This is a genomic window from Burkholderia sp. GW821-FHT14F03 (assembly GCF_058803765.1).
The window spans coordinates 1-1,503 of sequence record NZ_JBXAPG010000120.1 but is presented as its reverse complement, the minus strand read 5'-3'; the positions used below and the strand labels follow the sequence as shown (position 1 = coordinate 1,503).

The 1,503-nt window shown below is 58.3% G+C and carries 1 protein-coding gene and 1 pseudogene; both read left to right on the top strand.

The genetic code is table 11. The features are described 5' to 3' along the window. The coding region (locus tag AC1RQF_RS33270) for a YadA-like family protein (RefSeq protein WP_492874381.1) at window positions 1–1,131 on the top strand (1,131 nt) is incomplete at its 5' end. Window positions 1,132–1,316: 185 nt separating this feature from the next. Continuing rightward, a pseudogene (locus AC1RQF_RS33265) lies at window positions 1,317–1,503 on the top strand (type VI secretion system protein TssA); the annotation flags it as partial.

Here is a 1,503-nt window from a genome sequence, read left to right as displayed (position 1 = left end):
GGTAACAACGCGATGGCGTCCGGTGTGAATTCGACGGCGAACGGTCAGAACGCACAGGCCATCGCCGACAACGCGACCGCTGCGGGTAATGATTCGGTGGCGTCCGGCAAGAACTCGACCGCCAATGGGCAGGGTGCAAAGGCGACGGGTGCAATGTCCGCTGCCTTCGGTCAAAGCTCGCTCGCGTCTGGCATGAACGCCACGGCTAACGGTCAGTCGTCGCTCGCATCGGGCATCGACTCCAGCGCATTTGGTGCTCAGGCTAGGGCTGCCGATGTTGGTTCGTTCGCTGGCGGCACACGTGCATATGCAAACGGCCCCGGTGCGATGTCGGTCGGTACAGACTCATCCGTAGCCGGAACCCAGTCGGTCGCACTGGGTACGAACGGCACAGTGATTGGGAGCCGCTCCATGGCCGCCGGTGCGCTGACCAATATCACCGGCAATGACTCGGTCGCGAATGGCTTCATGGCAAACGTGCAAGGTAGCGGATCGATTGCACAAGGCTCGGGTTCGTCGGTGCGCGGCCAGGGCTCGATTGCGTCGGGTTTCGGCGCCTCGGCATTGGGCAATGACACAACCGTGGAGGGTGTACTCGCGAGGAGCAGCGGCAACTCGAATGCTGTATACGGGGCCCGTGCAGCGGCGGTTGGCGAACGTGCAATGGCGATAGGTGCAGGCGCTACCGCGAGTGGCCAGGACGCCACTGCGCTTGGCGCAGGCGCAGTCGCACAGGGAACGTCGGTGGCGCTTGGTTCACGGTCGATCGCGAGCGAACCGAACACGGTATCTGTCGGACGGCCGGGTGAGGAGCGTCGCATTACGAACCTCGCGGAAGGCATTGGCCCAACGGATGCCGTAAGTGTCCAGCAGTTCAATCGTGGCCTAGGCGAGACGCGTGCATACGTGGATCGAGGGATCGCATCGGCACTCGCAATGCCGAGTATCCCGATGCTCGCCGCCGGCGAGAAATGGGTGGGTGCGGCAGTCGGTACTTACGGAACGGCGAGTGCACTAGGTATCGGAGCTGCATACCAGGTGAACATGCATCTGAACGTTGCCACGGCATTGGCGGCTTCGAATCAAGGCGGCTCTACCGCGTTCAAGGCGCAAGTCGGTTATCGCTGGTGATGCCACGAGGTTCTGCCGGGCCATCTGCCCCTCCGAATATTTACATTTCGTGAAACTATGATTGATAGAGTTTCTTTATGGATAACTGTCACTTCACCAATTTTGTGGGTCATCGTTCATAGATTTTATGTTGCTTGATCTATTATTTAATTGAAATTGTTTGTGATTTTGAATCGATAGACGAAATGATAAAAAATGATGGCGAGGGGTCAGCGCAGGAATTGGATGAACTGGAATTTGATCAAGATTTCATCCGAATCGACGCGGCAATTTCGGAATACGACTCTGTAGGAAGCGCACCGCAGCGAAAAGGCGAGAGCGCGTTTCAGTGGACGTCGATCGAAAAAGCCTGTCTGGGGCTGCTGGCGCGGG